The 12,992-nt window shown below is 56.3% G+C and carries 21 protein-coding genes; 3 read left to right on the forward strand and 18 right to left on the reverse strand.

From position 1 onward, the window contains the following. Positions 1-84: 84 nt before the first annotated feature. A complete protein-coding gene (locus IB254_RS01775; protein WP_192416137.1) occupies positions 85-456 on the forward strand; it encodes a hypothetical protein in 372 nt (123 codons plus the stop codon). An 8-nt stretch (positions 457-464) separates the two neighbouring features. Here IB254_RS01775 and IB254_RS01780 read toward each other — a convergent pair whose 3' ends face one another. Next, positions 465-866, reverse strand: coding sequence for a hypothetical protein (locus tag IB254_RS01780; RefSeq protein ID WP_192416139.1), 402 nt, complete (start codon positions 864-866; stop codon positions 465-467). Between IB254_RS01780 and IB254_RS01785 the strand changes: the two genes are divergently transcribed. After that, positions 865-1,662, forward strand: coding sequence for a hypothetical protein (locus IB254_RS01785; protein WP_192416142.1), 798 nt, complete (start codon positions 865-867; stop codon positions 1,660-1,662). The two genes, IB254_RS01780 and IB254_RS01785, sit on opposite strands and share 2 nt — an antisense overlap. 74 nt (positions 1,663-1,736) lie before the next feature. On the opposite strand, the gene IB254_RS01790 is transcribed toward IB254_RS01785, so the two are convergent. The 16 genes from IB254_RS01790 to IB254_RS01865 form a co-directional block, all read right to left on the reverse strand. Further along, positions 1,737-2,105, reverse strand: coding sequence for a hypothetical protein (locus IB254_RS01790; protein WP_192416144.1), 369 nt, complete (start codon positions 2,103-2,105; stop codon positions 1,737-1,739). An 81-nt stretch (positions 2,106-2,186) separates the two neighbouring features. Continuing rightward, positions 2,187-2,501, reverse strand: coding sequence for a hypothetical protein (locus IB254_RS01795; RefSeq protein ID WP_192416146.1), 315 nt, complete (start codon positions 2,499-2,501; stop codon positions 2,187-2,189). Continuing rightward, complete coding sequence (locus IB254_RS01800; RefSeq protein WP_192416148.1) at positions 2,498-2,860, reverse strand: hypothetical protein; 363 nt, start codon at positions 2,858-2,860, stop codon at positions 2,498-2,500. The genes IB254_RS01795 and IB254_RS01800 overlap by 4 nt, the downstream gene beginning before the upstream one ends. A gap of 362 nt (positions 2,861-3,222) precedes the next feature. After that, a complete protein-coding gene (locus IB254_RS01805; protein WP_192416150.1) occupies positions 3,223-3,840 on the reverse strand; it encodes a DUF1566 domain-containing protein in 618 nt (205 codons plus the stop codon). A 77-nt stretch (positions 3,841-3,917) separates the two neighbouring features. Continuing rightward, positions 3,918-4,529 carry a DUF1566 domain-containing protein gene (locus IB254_RS01810; protein ID WP_192416151.1) on the reverse strand — a complete coding sequence of 204 codons (612 nt, stop codon included), beginning with the start codon at positions 4,527-4,529 and terminating at the stop codon, positions 3,918-3,920. A gap of 15 nt (positions 4,530-4,544) precedes the next feature. Continuing rightward, the gene (locus IB254_RS01815; protein ID WP_192416152.1) at positions 4,545-4,853 is read right to left on the reverse strand and encodes a hypothetical protein; all 309 of its coding nucleotides are present in this window, start codon (positions 4,851-4,853) and stop codon (positions 4,545-4,547) included. Positions 4,854-4,934: 81 nt separating this feature from the next. Beyond that, the gene (locus tag IB254_RS01820; RefSeq protein ID WP_192416153.1) at positions 4,935-5,396 is read right to left on the reverse strand and encodes a hypothetical protein; all 462 of its coding nucleotides are present in this window, start codon (positions 5,394-5,396) and stop codon (positions 4,935-4,937) included. After that, positions 5,393-5,635 (reverse strand): hypothetical protein, encoded by a 243-nt coding sequence (locus IB254_RS01825; protein WP_192416154.1) that lies wholly within the window; start codon positions 5,633-5,635, stop codon positions 5,393-5,395. The genes IB254_RS01820 and IB254_RS01825 overlap by 4 nt, the downstream gene beginning before the upstream one ends. A gap of 20 nt (positions 5,636-5,655) precedes the next feature. Further along, positions 5,656-6,318, reverse strand: a complete 663-nt coding sequence (locus IB254_RS01830) for a lambda exonuclease family protein (protein ID WP_192416155.1) — start codon at positions 6,316-6,318, stop codon at positions 5,656-5,658. Then, positions 6,318-7,307, reverse strand: coding sequence for a RecT family recombinase (locus IB254_RS01835; RefSeq protein WP_192416156.1), 990 nt, complete (start codon positions 7,305-7,307; stop codon positions 6,318-6,320). The genes IB254_RS01830 and IB254_RS01835 overlap by 1 nt, the downstream gene beginning before the upstream one ends. A 54-nt stretch (positions 7,308-7,361) precedes the next feature. Then, entirely contained in the window at positions 7,362-8,489 is a 1,128-nt protein-coding gene (locus IB254_RS01840) for a hypothetical protein (RefSeq protein ID WP_225602222.1), read from the reverse strand. Between the two features lie 162 nt (positions 8,490-8,651). Further along, the gene (locus IB254_RS01845; protein WP_192416157.1) at positions 8,652-8,984 is read right to left on the reverse strand and encodes a hypothetical protein; all 333 of its coding nucleotides are present in this window, start codon (positions 8,982-8,984) and stop codon (positions 8,652-8,654) included. Next, complete coding sequence (locus IB254_RS01850; RefSeq protein WP_192416158.1) at positions 8,981-9,175, reverse strand: hypothetical protein; 195 nt, start codon at positions 9,173-9,175, stop codon at positions 8,981-8,983. Before IB254_RS01850 ends, IB254_RS01845 begins: the two co-directional genes overlap by 4 nt. Beyond that, positions 9,172-9,405, reverse strand: a complete 234-nt coding sequence (locus IB254_RS01855; protein ID WP_192416159.1) for a hypothetical protein — start codon at positions 9,403-9,405, stop codon at positions 9,172-9,174. The genes IB254_RS01850 and IB254_RS01855 overlap by 4 nt, the downstream gene beginning before the upstream one ends. Then, entirely contained in the window at positions 9,402-9,650 is a 249-nt protein-coding gene (locus IB254_RS01860) for a hypothetical protein (protein WP_192416160.1), read from the reverse strand. Before IB254_RS01860 ends, IB254_RS01855 begins: the two co-directional genes overlap by 4 nt. Positions 9,651-10,705: 1,055 nt before the next feature. Further along, a complete protein-coding gene (locus tag IB254_RS01865) occupies positions 10,706-11,455 on the reverse strand; it encodes a hypothetical protein (protein ID WP_192416161.1) in 750 nt (249 codons plus the stop codon). A gap of 459 nt (positions 11,456-11,914) precedes the next feature. Here IB254_RS01865 and IB254_RS01870 point away from each other — a divergent pair, with 459 nt between their 5' ends. Further along, complete coding sequence (locus IB254_RS01870; RefSeq protein WP_192416162.1) at positions 11,915-12,226, forward strand: DUF1654 domain-containing protein; 312 nt, start codon at positions 11,915-11,917, stop codon at positions 12,224-12,226. A gap of 46 nt (positions 12,227-12,272) precedes the next feature. On the opposite strand, the gene IB254_RS01875 is transcribed toward IB254_RS01870, so the two are convergent. After that, a complete protein-coding gene (locus IB254_RS01875) occupies positions 12,273-12,857 on the reverse strand; it encodes a hypothetical protein (protein WP_192416163.1) in 585 nt (194 codons plus the stop codon). Between the last annotated feature and the right edge of the window lie 135 nt (positions 12,858-12,992).

Below are 12,992 nucleotides of genomic sequence, written 5' to 3' on the forward strand. Positions count from 1 at the left end.
AGAGGATCCTCGCCGGCTGGCGTGATTCGTTGAAGTGGGGTATTTGTGTTCGGCCCGGCATGGAGTCGGTATAAGGAGCGAACAGTGAGCGGCAACATTGTTGAGTGCCCATACGAAACTGGGATTCTCAAGCACAGACGAATGTATTTTTTGTTCGTTATAACTGCACTGATGATCCCAATAGCAACCTGCCTGATGGTTGTCGCCATGGAAAAACCAAGCATGTGGATAGCAAGATCGGGGGCCTTGATGGCCTGCGCCGCATTTCTTGCACACCTCCAAGTGGGCGGAATGCGCGGATCACTATCGGTATCATTGTCAGGCCCAACCTATTACGCCACCCGAACTAAATACTTCAGGCAGATCGGCATATGCGATCAAGTTGCTATAGCGACTGTTATTCTGGGGTCGGTTGTATGGGGTTTTGGTGACTTGTTGCCGGTAGGTGCGGCTTAAAAGATGGATCAGGCTCGCCGCACCTTGAAGCAGAGCATTGCCTTGATGCTGTGGCAGTAATCCTGAAGCTGCTCATAGGCCTTGTATTTGGCCTGACCTCGAGTGGCCGCCCAAACCCTGACCAAGTCTTCTCGGGCCTCTCGGCTCCAGCTGAGATCATCCCAGTCATGCTTGAACGGCAGGACCAGCCATTCTTTGAGTGGCAGCGTTTCGGCCATTTCGCCGTACTGCATTTCGTGTGTCGGGTGGTAATTGCTGATCCGCTTCTTCGGGTCTTCGTCCAGCACCACGCCGATGTAGTGACCGCGATCAGCCAGGATGACGCCGGGCTTCCCGTAGGCGATGACGCGGCGGCCAATCTCGGCGGGCACCTGATAGTGCTGCCGGACGTATGCGCAGTTGTGGCTCATGGATTTCTCCAGTCAGGCGCCGCCCTCCGTGACCGGATGCGACAGTGGCAATTTGGGTTGTGGTGGGGTATTACTTGTCACCGGCATGGAGTCGGCTCGAGGAGCAAACATGTACCAAACCGATATACTAGAAACTTTGAATTACTATATTCAATCTCGAAATGTTGCGCTTAGAGTCGCGAAAGGGTACTCGGCGCCTATCACTGCTGAGGCTGTCATTGAACTTCGCTTTTATTATTCAAGCTGTCTTTCAAGTATTGTTTCGTTGACAGAGTATCTTTCAGAAAAAACATACCCGTACTATTTGGAGTTTCTTGAATCTATTAGGACGGATTTTATTTTTGAAGGATTCTCTGATGGTGAGCAAAATTATTCATTCTTGAGGGGGCTTAGGAATATGGTCGTGCATAGAGGCTATGACCTGACAAGAGAGTCTCATTTGGACGGAGACAAGCCTTATTTTATTTTGCCAGAATATGCTGCCTCGATCAGCGGGAAGACCTTTTATAAGTGTTATGAAAGGTACTTGCCTACAATGCTTGGTGAAACAATAGAAAAAATCGACTCGATTTTAAGTGCTCACATTGATAACTATGTCTCTCAAATTCCTGAGCGTACTGCAGAAGAAATCGAGTCTGAGATAAAGCTAATGATGTTCGCCGACACTTTTACTGTGCCCGCTGAGGCCAAGGCTTACATGCTCGATTTTTTGGGAAAAAACAACATCACAGGTTTTGTAAATGATGCCAAGCAACGCCTAAAATTGCAGTTGTCGACATCGTTGAATTTGGTATAGACCGTATAAGAATTTTGGAAGATGTCTTTGTCGGCATCCCTTAAGTTAATGCGCCGTAGGAGTTGATCGATTCTCTAACATTCAGGTTCGACTATTTCGTCGCCAGGTTCTCCCTGATCGTCGTGGAGCTTGCGAAGGCTTTGATTGCGGAATTCACGCGACACCTCTTCGCTGATGACGCAAGGTGTCGTGACACAGCGGAGCATCCGGGCGGCGGTATCGAAGTCGGCGGCGATCACGTTGCACAGCAGGTTCTGATACACCTCCTGCTGATTGTTGAAGCCGTGCTCTTTCATCAGGCGCTTGAGGTCCAGCATGAACACGCCGGCGACCTCAACCTTGAAGACACCAACACCCTTCTTCGCATCGTCCTCGGCCTTTTTGGCCCGCTTTTTCTTCTGTTTCACCGACTCCGCTGTCGGCTCCTGCTGTTCCTCGGCCATGGCCTGCCTCTTCAATTCCGTGGGCCGGTACATCCAGCCATGTCTGTCGTCGGCGCTGGCGCACCTGGTTGCTGATGTGTCTCACGGCGGCCCCGGGAACTTGATGTCGTTCTCGCGGGCTATGAGCCTGGCGCGTTTCGTTTCCATGCCCATCTCTTTGGCTGCTTCGATGACGGTCTTGCCGGCATCGGCCAGTTCCTTCATCCGTGGAGCGAGCTTGTCGCGTTCAACCCGCAGCTTGTTGCTGTGGGAGGTGCCGAACATGGCTGCCTTTTCACCGCTGACGCCGGCGGGTATTTCCTGCACCGGTTTGCCCGCACCGAAGTACTGCTCCAGCTGCTGGTTGAGGTTCGCGAGGATCGAGTCTCGCGGGTTGGGCATTGGTACGCCGATCATCGCTGCGCTCCGAAGTACGCGAACACAACCAGCATCAAAGCGCCGACCAGTACCCAGCGGAGCATTGGCCGGCCAAACCGACTGGTAGTCACCCGGACCTCTTCGAAGAAGTCAGCGTTCTTTTCGAGTTGCTTCGCGTAGTCGCAGGCCGTGCCGTGACCGTCACGAGCGCCTCGCGAAAGGCCGGTGTCATGCTCGATCACGTCAAACTTGTTGCCACCCAGCGGGATGACGTTGAAGCGTGGCGCACGCACAGGCTCTTCGCGACCGATCATCTGGTACATCTCCGAGGTGGACAGCAGAACGCGTTCCCGCAACACCTGCAGGACCGCATGTTTTTGGCGAATGGTCTGGTTCATGACGATTCCTCATGGTGGGTTGCGGTTATTCGTCAGCACTCTAGCCACCTGCTGGTTGCCGTTGGGCGCAGGGGAGAGTGCTGACGGATAAAGGCGGGCGTAAAAAAGCCCGATCGGAACCGGGCTTTTGTTTGCGTCACAAAGACCACCTTATGTGACGGGGTGCCTCCTGTTGGAGGGCTTCGGGCATGGTCTATTTCATGATGGTCATCCTCCAATGCGCGCCGTTGGCATCTTGGCGGGCGCTCGCCATTTCTATTCCGCTACATTTGGATGGCCGGCACTCCCCGGCGAGTTTCAGGTCTGGCTTCTCGTACTTGAGTAGCCCCGCGAATCACCCACAAAGAGCAATGAATGAAGAATTAAATAGGCAATCTGCGGACGGGGCGGACACGGAGCTCGTAGTTCTTGCCGCCGCTGGTCTGATTGCCATCATCGAAGTCCATGGTGAATGCGCTGAGGGCGGAGCGCTGCGTTGACGACCAGTACGCGCGCGGCTTGAAGGCTTCAGGTCCGCCAGCCTTGAACGCCTCGATGGTGGTCTGCACTGGTGAGTCTTCGGTATAGAGCAGGCCGACCGGCTCGCTGTTCGGGTTGTCACCGCTGCGGCCGTACTGCCAGTTCGCTTCGGTGGTTGGTTTGAAGTGGCGGTATTGCAGCTCCTGCACGTCACGCGCCGGGATCGCCCAGTCAGTGAAGCCGCCGATATCCAGAGCCAGCACCTGCTGTGCCAGTTCACTGCCAGCGGCAGCCATCGCCTCGGTGTTGGCGCGGCTGTCGGTGAAGCTGTCGGCGCCTTCGATCTTCTCGCCGTACTTGCCCCATTCGCCTTCCAGTTCATGCGCAGCGCCGGCGGTGATGTTCAGGTAGCGCTTGCCGGTGTCCGGGTCACGGGTAATGCCGGAGAAGAACCCGCCGCCGAACGCCTGGCCGATTTCCGGGATGGTCACTGCTGGTGCTGCTTTCTCAACTGCGGACATGGTCTTTCCTCTTTTCGAAGGCAACAAAAAAGGCGCTGCTGCGCCCGGTGCCGGATCAAGAACGGATGAATGAAGGATTAAATAAAGAATCTGCGGACGGGGCGGACACGGAGCTCGTAGCTCTTGGCGAGGTTGTCCTGAGTGCCATCAGCGAAGGTCATGCCGAATGCGTGGCTGGCGGAGCGCTGCGAGGATGACCAGTAGTAGCAGTCATGAGCGAACACCTCGGGGCAATTCAGCCAGCCCTGGTACAGCTCGGCGGCGGCTGGCAAGTAAAAGTCGTGATGCCCGTCAGCCTGGTACTCGGCACACGCGTTCGCGGCGTGGTACTTTCTCTCGTCATCATTGCCAATCAGCACTTGGGTGTTGGTGTAGCCATCGGTCTTGCTCAGGCCTTTCAGCTCAACCCCACGACCACCCCATTCGTGGTCGCCAATGTCCTTGGCGGCGAAGATCAGGTAATGCGCTGGAACATCGCCGTGAGCCGCAACCAGTCCGCCGTTGAGTCCGCCTTGGCCTGGCCATTCAGCGCCGAGCGGCGGAATGCTGGCAGGCGTGATCGGTTGAACATTCGCCGCCGGCGGCAGCACTTGGGCGAACACGCTGGCCACTGCCAGTTTTGCCAGCGAAGAAGCCGGCATCTTGATGGTGGTGTCGCCATGCTTCAGGGTGATCATTTCAGGTTTCATGTGATACCTCGTTGGTTATGCTTCGATGCCGGTCTTGGCGAATTCTTCAAGCTGTCGCGACTGCTTATCGGTGATTACGATTTCAGGTCGCGACATGGTGGAAAAGCGGGCGGACTCTTCGGCAGGCGCGGCGGCGAGGTTGATCAGGAACGTCGACACCGTCTCCTGCCATTCCTCGAAGTCGTGGCGCTCACCAAGCACCTGAAGTGCATCAGCAAGCGCCTTCGACACAATCAGCGTGCGCTTCTCGGCGCCGATCCGATCCAGCAGGGCACGCTCCTTGGCGCGCTTGTCCTTCTGAATGTCCGCGTTGCTCTTGGCCATGGCCTGCCTCTTCAATTTCGTGGGCCGGTATATCCAGCCATGTCTGTCGTCGGCGCTGGCGCACCTGGTTGCTGATTCGCCTCATGCCGCGACCTTCACCTGATGCCAGGCGCCGGCGGAGTAGAACAGCTTTGCGGCCTGGGCCTCATCAAGCGACACATCCGCGGGAACGGCGATCCACCCTGACGCAACCATGTGGTTTGGGTTGCAGCTGCCGCGCAGCTCCAGGTAGTAATGCTCGATGGCATCGGTGAGGCGTTCGACCTTGTAGATGCCCTCTGGCGATATTTCCACTGACTTGACGTACTCAACGCCGCGTTCGTCTCGACACATGACGCTGAGGTAGATCGTCCAGTGGTAGGCAAAGTCGAACAGGGCGTTGGCGATCGCCAGGCTCCGGATCTGCCGGCAGCTTTTCCAGTTCGCCATGATCTGGTTACCGCTGGGGTCGATGTTGACGACCGCGACGTGATTGGTCCTGAGCAACGCCCGGCAACTGCGTTCGGCTCGGGCGAAGCCGTTGTTTGCCTTGCGCTTACTCATAACGCCTCCGTGATCCGCCGTAGCGCGATGCGTTCTGCCCGGGTTGGCGAAGGCCGGCGGCGCTTGAGGATGGTTTCGGGATCGATCTTTGTGGATCGCTCAGCGGGTGGGGGATTGATTTGAGCGGGGTCGGCTCTGGAGAATCGCCCGCCCGCGGCCAAGTGCTGTTCGACCTGGCTGGACAGCTCCAGAGCTTTATCGCGTCGGAACTCGATGTCGTATTTCAGGTTACTGATCATGATGGCCACCTCATTCGATATCAGGCACTTAACCGATGAGCTTGCGCACGAGCTCTGTCGGCGACCTCATCAACCATGCGATTCAGTTCCAGATTGAACTGGACCAGCTCTTTGTGCAGGTTGGCGATGTAGTCTTCGTCGCGGTAAATCGTCTCGATGTAGAGCTGACACTCTTCATCTTGACGAGAATCGAACGACAGAAAATCCCACCACTTCCGCCCCGTGACGAACATGCAGCCCTGTACCTGCGGCATGTGTTCCTCGGGCATGCCTTCGAGCCATGTCCTGACGTGTATCGCCTCGTTGAAGGGGCACTTCGACTCGGTGCCCCCGTCATCGTTGATCAGGCCGTCTGGCGAACAGCCGAGCCAGTCGTACCTTGGGTGAACGATGAACTCTGACGGCATCACGATGTTGCCGGTCAGCATCTCGTAGGCGTCCTGAGCCTTCTGCTCTTCGGTGTGGCCCCACTTCATGGAAGCGCTGCTGACGTTGTGCTTGGACTTCTTTGCCAGTCGTTCGAAGCACAGTTCGCGCATGTAGGAGGTGCGTGCACCCATGGGCTCGCGCTTCCCATTTTTGTCAGGCTTCCCCCAGGCCATCACGTCTTTAAACCGACTGGCTGTCACCCGACCAGATCGGTCTGCATGCCACTTTTCAGTGCCCTGAAGTTCAGCTCTCATTACGCCGCTTCCTCGGCCTGAGACAGGTCGTCGTTGGTGCCAGTTATGTCGGTGAAGTCGCCATCAACAGTTGCCGCCATGGCCTTGAGCGCTTCGTGACATTCAAGGCCGATTGCTGCGCGCTGCTTCGGCTTGAGAGCTGCCCAAGCTGCCGCATAGGCTTCGATGTCTTGCTGTTTCGCGACGGCCAAAAGATCGGCGAATACACCGTCGATTTCCGGCGACGGGGATTTCGGGCCGAAGGAAACGCTGGAGGCAGCAGCAGTGTTCGCCGCTTGCTTCACAGGGGTGATATCGATTTCGCCGCCGTACGAGTCTTCGAACTCATCGGGCGTGTAGACGCCGAGGATGACGTCAGGGCAGAAGAGTCTGGCCCACTTTTTTGTCACCAAATAGGCAATCTGCTGCTTGGGATCTTCCGCCCAAAGCGTAGAGTTTCGCGTGCGGACCTGGGTAAGTAGAAGTTCCAGAACACGCGGCTCGTCCTCGCCTTTGAAGGTCGCCCAGACCTTGATCCCGAGACCTTTCTCGTCGTCAAAGCTCCAGTCCGGAACGCGGTACTTCTTGAACTCGCCAGTGTCCTCGTCCTGCTTGGTCCTGCTGGTAACTTCGCGCATCTTGCCGATGACGTTTTCCCAGGCACCGAACCACTCGAAGTTTAAGCGCCCCTTGACTGGCGCCTTGGCGGTGATCACCGCATTGACGAGCTGCGCCTCGTAGCTCAGGGCACCGCCGTTGACGATGAACGTCTTCTGCGCAACGGCAAATGGGTTCATCTGCCACTGCATTGCTTGTAGTACCACCGCCATGCAGTCAGCTTGATTGCCCTTCAGATGCTTGGGGACTGTTGTCACGCCCTTCGACATCATCAGCGCGAGGTCGCTCATCGACTTCATGGTGCCTGGGTCGAGGATGAGCGCTGCCGCGTTGTGCGATGGATCGTGGTAAGTGGCGAGGCCCGTTGGTGCTTGAGTGTCTGAGTCGGTCATGGCGCTCTCCGTGGCCGACAAGGAGTGTGTCGGCCTTTAGATGGAAAGGGGGGGTTAGAAGCGGATGGCGCGAAGCCAGGCGCGAGCAGTGTCGAGGTCCACGTCGAAGCCCAGGGCTACAACCTCGACAATGTCGTCAACCGCCGGCGCGGCCGTAGTCACATCGTCGGATGCAGCGGCGGTCGCCTGTGTGCTGATAGGTGCGATTTCAACCTTCTCTTCGACCAGGGCAGGAGCCGCGGTAGTGACCGGCGCCGGCGCGGAAGCTTGGGCACGCAGACGGGCCAGTTCTTCCTGATCGCGCTGGTATTGCTGGTCCTTCAGGGTCTGCGCGTCTTGATCTCGCTGCAGTTGCTCGCGCTGCCGGTTAAGTTCTGCCTGCTGGTCTGCAATGCGCTGGCGATCTTCTGCTGCGATCCGTTGGCGTTCCTTCTCCGCGTTCTCATCGGCGATGCGCTGCTTCTCGCGCAACTCGTCGAGTTCTTTCTGCTGAGCCAACAGCTTGGCGGCAGCCTCTTCTCGTTCAATGGCAGACTTGTGCAGCGTTTCTAACTGTTCAATAGCGTTGTCACGAGCGATGGTGCCTTCGGCTTCAAACTCGGCATATTCTTCGGGCAGGATTACCGACTCTTTGACGCTTTGCAGAATGCTTGCGACATCAGCAGCGCTGCGGCTTGCATATGCAGCAGCAACAGAACTGAAGCGAGTAATCTTCGTCCGGATGGCTTCGACACGTTCAGCCTCGACACGCTCGCGCTCGGCTTTGGCATCAGCTACACGTTTTTCTTCGGCCTTGATTGCTTCGTCAACGGGCGCCTCGATCGCCAAGACTCGATCCTTCAGCGCCTCGCCGAACTCCTTGACCTGGTTGACTCGAGCTTGGGCATCCTTGACCTTCTGCTGATAGGGAACCAGCGCCGTTTTGGTGGTGTTGGCCAGCGCATAGCGCACGTCGCGGATATCGACACGAACTTCCTTCGCATTCGCCAAGCCTTCGCTGGTCGAGCAGTCAACGACCAACTTTGCGTAAGTGGTCTCCAAGCGAACGATCTGTTCCTCGTGCGGCCGGTATTCGGCGATGTCGGTGACGGCAACCGAAGGGACAACGGAGTTTTGTGCGTCTTCGGCTTCGCCCATTTCGAGCGAGTCTTGCGCGAGTGCTTGTTTAGTATTTGCAGGCATGACAGTTCCTTGCCGCGCGGTGCGCAGCCTTGAAAGGTGTGAGGGGTTATTGAGTTACAAGGCCGCCGAGTGCCGGGGCCAGAAGGACGATGGTGATGAACAGGAAGCCGACAAAGGCTGATGTCCGGCGGATAGCGCGGCGCCGGGAGCGCTGGCGGGCGGTCATGGCATGCACCAACGACCACCACAGATAAAGCGAGGTTCGTCATTGGCGAAGTAGTTGGCCTCCCCGAACTCACCACAACCGCACTTCAGTAGAGGCGAGTCATCTTCAAGATAGAAGGTGTCCGGGGCGTGGATGACCTGGGCGTCATCGCGAACATAAGACCATTCGCAAAGGTGGTCGGCCTGCAATTTCCCGCACACGTCAATCCTTATAAGGCCGGTCTGAACATCGATGTCGTACACCGGCCACCACCAATCTTTCCCGTTCTTGCTAACCCAGAGTGGCTGTGGGAGCGAGTTGATCAGTTCCATATTCAGAAGGTCGCTCATGGCCGAACCCTCACCGCGATTCGCCCACCCTTCATGGTGGTCGCCAAGCGTTGCGGCAGGCTGGACACTGCACGCTCACGCGGCTGGCCGATCACTTCGTTAAACGGAAGTCCGAAGCCGAGCATGATCAGTTTCGATTCGATCTCGTCGAGCTGTTCGTCGATCAGTGATTTAACTGGCGGGGTAGTCATGCTGCAGCTCCCTGTTTGTTCGACTCGTTGTAGGAGGCATAGATCTGGTCGATGCGCGCCCGGTAGTGACGCTGCTCTGCGTCGTCAATGGCGCGCAACAGGAAGGCTAGAGTGATAACTGACGTAGCCGCCGAACTCGCGTTTGGCTTTCCCAAATCGCGAATCATGTTGTTGATCTCGCCTTCGATCCAGGTGACAGCGGTCTGGTGATCGCGCTCTTCAGTGTTCACGCTGCGCCTCCATTTGGCGGACAGATCGTTTCCATTTGCACCATTGCCAGGCCGATGCGGCGTCTCAGGCTTTTGCGCTCTTCAATTGCGCGGACGGCACGATCTGCCAGCGCCTGAGTGCGCAACTGCTCGGCGGCTTCGTAGTCGTGGAACTCATGGGGCTGAGGTCTCTTATCTCGGCCCCAAGCGTCGTAGCGCCTATCCCACTCTCGGGCCTGCGCACTGTCTGCATAGGTGGTTGCCATGGCGTCGCCTCCAAGAGTGGCGGTGCTGATCCAACAAAACTCGGCTGCACTCATCCGTTCCGCTGGTTGCCGTTGGGCGCGGAGGGGAGTGCATGCGGGTGGGGTCGGGGAGGGTGTATCTAATTCAAAGTTGGTTTCGGTGTTTAGGTTTGCTGTAACTCACCAGTGAATCATTCATAGGACCCACGGTCATATCGCCGACCTTTGCTTTTAGGATGTTCAGATGATGCGTGCAGTTATGTTGTTCATGGCCATTTCAGGTTCTCTTCTGCTGGTAGGCTGCGGCCCTCATTGGGACGACGGAGAACGGTACGGTCGTGATCGCGGCTATGATCATGGTCATCGTTACGACCGACGATATGACGATGATCGATGGCATGACCGCAGACATGATCGTCGCGACAATGATCAGGGGTATGAACGTAATCGCGATCGTGACGATAGAGATGACTAACCGCTCTAAGCAGTCTTCTGCATCCGCTACACCCTGCAACCAAAATTAATCTGTGAAATCCCCAGGCCCGCTGCTGGCGACGGCCTGGGTTTGCAGCATCAAGTTGTCTTCGTTCGCGAGGGTGGCCTACCGGTTGCCCGGCCGATGCGCGGTGACATCGACGACCTACTGTCCGCTGCCTGTATGAGTGTTGGGCGCAGCCTTCAGGCTTGCTGCGCCACACGGGAGAAGCGTTGGTCTACTTCATGGCAGTAGCTCCTATCGCTCGCTCACTGGGCAGGCAGTGGCCACCTATTGAAGCTGCATTGGAATGTCGGTCCTGACCAAGATGCCTAACTACGTCCGCCCGTTCGCATACAAACAGTTGGCCTGGATCAGCTTTTTTCATGGGGCGCCGACATTCCGATGCAGCCTCTTTCGAGGTGATCGGGAAGGTCTCCAATCTTCTGACGGGGTCTCTGATTATTTATATTGCCGTAGGCCCGTGAAGCGGCAATTTCGTTTTGGCTTACGCCGAATAGGTGATGCAGGTGGGCGGTTATAGGCCGCAGTTACGTCCGCATCCGTCTGCCCACTCATTGAATGAGCAGAGGTGATGCTGTCAGTCGTAAATGCCGTAGCTGAAATCGTCTTCTTCGCAGTCCACCAGAATCTTGGAGGCGCCGAAGTAGAGGGCTGCGAGCAGCTTCTCGAACTTCGATCTGAAGCGCAGGGTTTGGCCGATTTTCTCGTTGTCGATGCGGGCGGCGTAGACGGTGCCAACCTGCCGGCCTTTCTCGTCCCGGTCGCTACCACGCTTATCGAACGAGATGTGGATTGCGTTATCCAGGCTGTACTCACTGCGGCTGCTGTAGGACGATTCTTCTTTCGGCTTCTTGTCGAAGTAGATGTGCAGCCCGCCATATTCGGACTCTTGGAATCGAATATCTGGATGCTCCCAGCGCTCTTCTGCTGCGCTTTCCTTGTGTTCATCAATGAAGGCTTCGAGAAGGTCCTGCAGGCTTACCACTTCGGGCATCTGGTCCTTGGTGAGAACTTCGTCGATGGCTTCCTGGGCGCGACGGACCATGTCGGCCTCTACGCCGCTGGCTTCCCACTTTTCTTTCAGGGCCTTGGCAATCATGTCGTTGTAACGGGTCAGCTCGAAGACTGTGGCCAGGTTGGCTGGCAACGCTGCCTTGATTGCCTCCTCAACCTGCTTACCCATATCGCCGTAACGACCAAAGCAGTTGTCGATCACCTTGGTGAACATGATCTTCACATGCTCGTCGATGATTGCTGCTGGCTGATCACCTGAAGCAAAGGCAGTGACTCGCTCAGCCAGCAGCGCTTGAAGGGTTTGCTCGCTCATTTGATGCTCCGTGCTTGTCGGTTGTTTTCCCAATGCACCCGTCACCAGGTGCATCAGTGAAACTTTCCGCCATGACCCGCTGCTGGCGTCGATCATTGGCCTCTCTCAAATTGTTCTTCCAGCCGCGGGCCTTTCGGCTTGTTCTCCCGCTGGATAACTGTTCTTGGCGTTTTACGCTGCACGCCCGGGTCAGTTGCCAACCCTCTGAACCGTTGAGGCCGGTTCATCGCTGCCTTTGAATCTGGGCCGGTGGTGATCCGGCAAGGTGAAGCGGTGGAGCTAAATAACGGCGGGTCTCTCGACCCTTCGCTGCCGGTCCCTTGTTGGGTACTCGGTGGCGATGGATGTAAATTAACCGGCGGTTTATGTATCGTCAATACCGGCGGTTAATTTATTTTTTGTGGTTGTGTCGTATGCTTTGGCAAATGCTGTATGTATATCCAGTATCTAGGAGGCGAGATGGCGAAGGCGAAAAAACAGGAAAAGCAGGCAGAGCGGCTGGAGATGAGCGGTATTGAAAGGCTGGGGCTACGCGTCTCATCGATGATCAATCACCCCGTAGCGCAGATTCAGCGCTGGGTGACGATCCATCGCCTGGACATGGACGGAGATCGGGAGTGGGAGGAGGTGATAGGACTGTTAAACGAGACGGATGGGATAGACATGACGTTCAATGACGATGAGTCCGTGACGCTGAAGTGGGAGGCGAGCGCGGAAGAGGATCGGCCGGTGGAGGTGTTTGAGCCGGCAGAGGAGGCTGCACCTTTCTGAAGGGGCAAAAAAGCCCGCTCGATGGCGGGCTTCGCTTGGTGTATGACTATAGCTTCCCGGCTGCGTCCTGAATTTTCTGTCCGCCGTCCTGAATAGCGCGTGCTTTAGAGGCGATGGTTCGCAAGCTTGCTGAACTGGTATTGATGTCGCCATCATACTTTTGGAGAGTAATCTCTACCTTTTTTCCCAGCCACTGCAGTTGCTCGTTGTTGAATTCGGCGCCGCCTTTCGTTTTTATAGTCTCACTCGTTCGTTTCGTTGGCTGCCCGTATTTGGTGATAAATACTTGCACAAGTCTAGAGAAGTCTTCGGTCTGGGTTGTCAGATAGAAGGAGTCGACTGGGCCAGTCTTCGCCATTGCGGACAGCCCATAACCTCCGATGAGACCAATCGACGGCGTCCCCTTAATCGTATATAGGCCTTGGTAAGGCGCGTCACGACACATGCTCTTGGGGATCTCATAACCAGACGGGCATTCCGGAATGGAGTACACCAGCTTTTGATCAAAACTAACTCCCATGAAGCTATCTGGTTCTTGAGTCCATGGCGTCGGCTCAGATGTTTTTTTGGCCGCAACAGCTGATGCTGCAATGCAGGATGCGAGCAGGAAAAAGGCGATTTTCGATTTCATTGGTTCCCTCCAGAATTTGCCTCGAACTCTAACATTCATGGCGTACAGCCACCATCAACGAGGCGGGAGGGGCAGAAAAAACAAAAAAGCCCGCTTAATGAGCGGGCTCTTTATAGGCGCTAAAAGATCCTTCGA

Origin of the sequence: Pseudomonas sp. PDM03 (assembly GCF_014852385.1) — a bacterium.
GTDB lineage: Bacteria > Pseudomonadota > Gammaproteobacteria > Pseudomonadales > Pseudomonadaceae > Aquipseudomonas > Aquipseudomonas migulae.

Bases quoted from the DNA above. Each gene is read 5' to 3' on its own strand.
- IB254_RS01785 (WP_192416142.1), top strand. From the start codon at position 865: ATGGATTTCTCCAGTCAGGCGCCGCCCTCCGTGACCGGATGCGACAGT.
- IB254_RS01780 (WP_192416139.1), bottom strand. From the start codon at position 866: ATGAGCCACAACTGCGCATACGTCCGGCAGCACTATCAGGTGCCCGCC.
- IB254_RS01790 (WP_192416144.1), bottom strand. From the start codon at position 2,105: ATGGCCGAGGAACAGCAGGAGCCGACAGCGGAGTCGGTGAAACAGAAG.
- IB254_RS01795 (WP_192416146.1), bottom strand. From the start codon at position 2,501: ATGATCGGCGTACCAATGCCCAACCCGCGAGACTCGATCCTCGCGAAC.
- IB254_RS01800 (WP_192416148.1), bottom strand. From the start codon at position 2,860: ATGAACCAGACCATTCGCCAAAAACATGCGGTCCTGCAGGTGTTGCGG.
- IB254_RS01805 (WP_192416150.1), bottom strand. From the start codon at position 3,840: ATGTCCGCAGTTGAGAAAGCAGCACCAGCAGTGACCATCCCGGAAATC.
- IB254_RS01810 (WP_192416151.1), bottom strand. From the start codon at position 4,529: ATGAAACCTGAAATGATCACCCTGAAGCATGGCGACACCACCATCAAG.
- IB254_RS01815 (WP_192416152.1), bottom strand. From the start codon at position 4,853: ATGGCCAAGAGCAACGCGGACATTCAGAAGGACAAGCGCGCCAAGGAG.
- IB254_RS01820 (WP_192416153.1), bottom strand. From the start codon at position 5,396: ATGAGTAAGCGCAAGGCAAACAACGGCTTCGCCCGAGCCGAACGCAGT.
- IB254_RS01825 (WP_192416154.1), bottom strand. From the start codon at position 5,635: ATGATCAGTAACCTGAAATACGACATCGAGTTCCGACGCGATAAAGCT.
- IB254_RS01830 (WP_192416155.1), bottom strand. From the start codon at position 6,318: ATGAGAGCTGAACTTCAGGGCACTGAAAAGTGGCATGCAGACCGATCT.
- IB254_RS01835 (WP_192416156.1), bottom strand. From the start codon at position 7,307: ATGACCGACTCAGACACTCAAGCACCAACGGGCCTCGCCACTTACCAC.
- IB254_RS01840 (WP_225602222.1), bottom strand. From the start codon at position 8,489: ATGCCTGCAAATACTAAACAAGCACTCGCGCAAGACTCGCTCGAAATG.
- IB254_RS01845 (WP_192416157.1), bottom strand. From the start codon at position 8,984: ATGAGCGACCTTCTGAATATGGAACTGATCAACTCGCTCCCACAGCCA.
- IB254_RS01850 (WP_192416158.1), bottom strand. From the start codon at position 9,175: ATGACTACCCCGCCAGTTAAATCACTGATCGACGAACAGCTCGACGAG.
- IB254_RS01860 (WP_192416160.1), bottom strand. From the start codon at position 9,650: ATGGCAACCACCTATGCAGACAGTGCGCAGGCCCGAGAGTGGGATAGG.
- IB254_RS01865 (WP_192416161.1), bottom strand. From the start codon at position 11,455: ATGAGCGAGCAAACCCTTCAAGCGCTGCTGGCTGAGCGAGTCACTGCC.
- IB254_RS01870 (WP_192416162.1), top strand. From the start codon at position 11,915: ATGGCGAAGGCGAAAAAACAGGAAAAGCAGGCAGAGCGGCTGGAGATG.
- IB254_RS01875 (WP_192416163.1), bottom strand. From the start codon at position 12,857: ATGAAATCGAAAATCGCCTTTTTCCTGCTCGCATCCTGCATTGCAGCA.